Here is a 3,514-nt window from a genome sequence, read left to right on the forward strand (position 1 = left end):
TATATTAAAAATTATATTTTTTAATATAATGCTAGTTTTATCTATTTTTGTATTTAATTCAATTGTAGCAATAGAAATAACAAGACTTCCAATCTACTTATTATTTATAGTTGCTCAGCCAGTATTTTTAATATACGATTATGCCTTAAGCTTATTAATCTTTTCAATAAAGTATTTTATGATTCCATAAATTCCAAAGAACAATACATAAAGCAATATAATATTAATTGGAAGTATAAAGAACCCTATAATTGATGATGATATATAAACTAAGATTGAACTCTTTATAGATCCTCTTATTAATGCAACTGGTATTAAAGCAGATGCTAAGGTTAAAATACTAATTGTACTTATAGGTAATAGTAAATTTAAATATAAAATTACTATAGTAAGTGCTGTTAAAGCAGCGCTTACAGTTAATTCTTTTGCTTTCATACTTTAATCACCACCAAAACTATTTTCTTTAGCAACAACCTATAAGGTCCCCACCCATACATTCACACATAGAGTCTAAGCACCATAAATTTATACAACAATCACATGCGTTTGCTGAGTTAGCTCCAGTAGTTCTATAATAGTTATTGCTGTATGCGGATGTTCTTTGGTGTAGTGAATTTAGAGTTTGTCTATATTCAAAGTTGTTAGGGTCCATATTTACAGCAATTTGAATATGCTTAAGACCTCCATCAAACCATCCTTTATTAGTTAATAAAACTCCATATAAAAAGTTCCATTCTGCATTTCTATTTTGAATAGAATTTAATCTTCTTTCAGCTTCTTGTAAATTTCTATTTTGAATTAACATTCTAATTTCTTGGAAAGAATAAGAATCATTAGAATTGTTACTTGATGAATTACTGTAAGAACTATTATATGAGTTGCTTGATGAAGCATCTCCATTTTTAGTTAACATATCATATGCTTGATTAATTTCTCTCATCTTTTCTTCAGCTAGATCTTTTAATGGGTTATCACCGTATTGATCTGGGTGATATTGTTTAATTAAATTTCTATAAGCTTTTTTTATTTCTTCTTGACTTGCACCTGGTTTTAATCCAAGAACCTCATATGGATTCATTATGGTCACTCCTTCTTATCTTCGTTAGTTTTCTTTATTATTCCAAGGTATTTATCCATCATACCTAATTCTAGAACGTTTCTCAATATATCTTCATTTCTTTTAATAGGTAATTTATCTAGAATTTGCTTACAATTAAATGAACAATTTAAAATAGTAAATTCAAGTCTATCCTTAAATAATGGAAGTAATTTTTCATAAGGTAAATTATCTTCATTAAATAAATAATTAATAGGGTTAAATTTATTTTTATCCATATCTTCCTTTAAATCATCAAATGCATCAACTAAGTATATCCATTTTCCTAGGGTATATCCAAGATTATATAAATCATCCCTTATCTCTATAGTATCTTCAACTAAAGTTTGAGGATAAGATTTCAATATACTTCCAACAATATGACTAAAGGGATGGGCAATTTCATCAATTGAAGAAAAATCTTTATTTCTCTCTAAAGTACTAAGTTCCTTTAAACTTTCTTCTATAATAGTTCTTATGCTTTCAATGTTTACATTTGTTTTCTTTTCATAAGGTAATAAAATTTTTTCAAGAATCTTAGATTTTAGATTATTATCATCCTCAACATCATCTTTAACTTTATAGTAGTATAGAGTTAAGTTTATAGCAGCTGCGTATTGAAGTGCATCATTATTCATAATAATAGGCTTCTTTTCAATAGGATGAACAATACAGCGTTTAATTTCTACTGTAGGTTCTTTATTTGATAGGGAATCTAAAAGCACGGCTAAAAAGGTCATATCATAATTTAGGACCATCCTTGGAAGATTACCTGCACTACTTTTAATATGCATGCAAAGTCCACAATAATAACTTCTAAATTTAGTAAAGTCCTTGACTTTAAGCTCAGCTTTTAGAGGAGTTACATATCCAAACAATAAAAACACTCCTTAAAATTAGTTTAGATTAATTATACAAAAATAAGGTATCATTAACAATGGTTTATATAAAATTTAGGAAATATTAAAAAAATAGAAACAAATAGAAAGATATTGACAAAAAAATCAAGTGAAGTTATATTTTGAATATATTGGAGGGGATATAATTGAAAAAAATAATTAGCATTGTAATTTTAGTCGTGATTATTGTATTAATAGCCTTTGGGGGATATAAATATTTTAATAAGAAATCAGAAGGTATAACTTTAAATGATACTCAAAATGAAGAAACTAATATTGAAGAAGAAACAATAACAGATGATATTGTAGAAGATGATAAAAATAAAATCAATGAAGATGAATATACTACATTAAATATTGAAGATGTGAAAGTTCCTATATTAATGTATCACTCAATTTCAGCAGCAGATCCTAATAATAATTTATTAGTACCACCAGATATGTTTAGGGAACAAGTTAAATATCTTAAGGAAGCTGGATTTACACCAATGCTTTTAGAAGATGTTGTTGAAGCTTTTTCAACAGGACATGTTCCAAAGAAGCCTGTAGCTATTACTTTTGATGATGGTTATGCAGATAACTATTCAGAAGGATATAAAATATTAAAGGAATTTGATATGAAAGCAACATTCTTTATAATAACTGATAATATTGATGCGGATGGTTATTATTTAAATTCAGCTCAGCTTAAAGAAATGAAAGATGGTGGTATGGGAATAGAAAGTCATACATCAAGACATATAGAGTTTCCTAATATATCTAGGGAAGATAAAAAAGCTATCATACAAGAAGCTGTAGATACTCTAAAAGAGAAAGTTGGAGTTGATAGTAAGTTCCTTTGTTATCCAGTTGGAAGATATGATGAGGAAACTATGGAAGTAGCAGAAGAAATGGGAGTTAAGGCAGCAGTTACTACTGAAGGTGGGATTGCAACAGTTAGTGATGGACTATATTCATTAAAAAGAGTACGAATGTCACCAATGAATATAGAAGCTTTTAAATCTGTATTCTCAGACTATTAAGATAATACATTATAAGAGTAGTGGTTAATATAACAATGGAGAGACCTTTTTAGGTCTCTTTTTCAATTTAAAATCTAAATGTTGTAGAGACAATGATTAATTGGCTGGATTTTAGAGTAATTTATAAGCGTATATATGGATATTTAAAAGGTAATAATATTATAGTAATGGTACAGTGCTTTTTTTGAATTAATAATTAAAAATGAAGAATTAAAAATTAATGAAAGAACTCATAAATGAGTTTTGAAAACTATTCTTTAATTAATATATTATAAGTTACTTTATTCATTCTAAATTCCTAATTTTTAATTAGTATTTTGAGGGACAGTACTGATATTATAAGGAATGATTATGAATATATTATTTGTTAATTCAGCAGTATAATGAAGTAAGTTTTATTACTTTTCTATTTATATTAGATATATGTAAATGATACCAGATTTAAGGTCTTAATTACAGTTTTAATGAGTATTAATAAGTATTAATAAGTATTAATA

4 protein-coding genes are annotated in these 3,514 nt (G+C 26.6%); 1 reads left to right on the top strand and 3 read right to left on the bottom strand.

All coding sequences use genetic code 11. From position 1 onward, the window contains the following. Positions 1-138: 138 nt before the first annotated feature. From E6248_RS14565 to E6248_RS14575, 3 genes are read right to left on the bottom strand one after another with little or no spacing between them, the layout of a single operon-like run. Positions 139-435 (bottom strand): hypothetical protein, encoded by a 297-nt coding sequence (locus E6248_RS14565; protein ID WP_316341506.1) that lies wholly within the window; start codon positions 433-435, stop codon positions 139-141. A 28-nt stretch (positions 436-463) separates the two neighbouring features. Next, on the bottom strand, positions 464-1,078 hold the full coding sequence (locus tag E6248_RS14570) for a J domain-containing protein (protein ID WP_316341507.1): 615 nt from the start codon (positions 1,076-1,078) through the stop codon (positions 464-466). 5 nt (positions 1,079-1,083) lie between these two features. Continuing rightward, positions 1,084-1,974, bottom strand: coding sequence for a DUF5685 family protein (locus E6248_RS14575; RefSeq protein ID WP_316341508.1), 891 nt, complete (start codon positions 1,972-1,974; stop codon positions 1,084-1,086). A gap of 167 nt (positions 1,975-2,141) precedes the next feature. On the opposite strand from E6248_RS14575, the gene E6248_RS14580 reads away from it, so the two are divergent. Beyond that, on the top strand, positions 2,142-3,017 hold the full coding sequence (locus E6248_RS14580) for a polysaccharide deacetylase family protein (protein ID WP_316341509.1): 876 nt from the start codon (positions 2,142-2,144) through the stop codon (positions 3,015-3,017). Positions 3,018-3,514 lie beyond the last annotated feature (497 nt).

Source organism: Clostridium sp., assembly GCF_032552055.1.
Taxonomy (GTDB): Bacteria; Bacillota; Clostridia; order Clostridiales; family Clostridiaceae; genus Clostridium.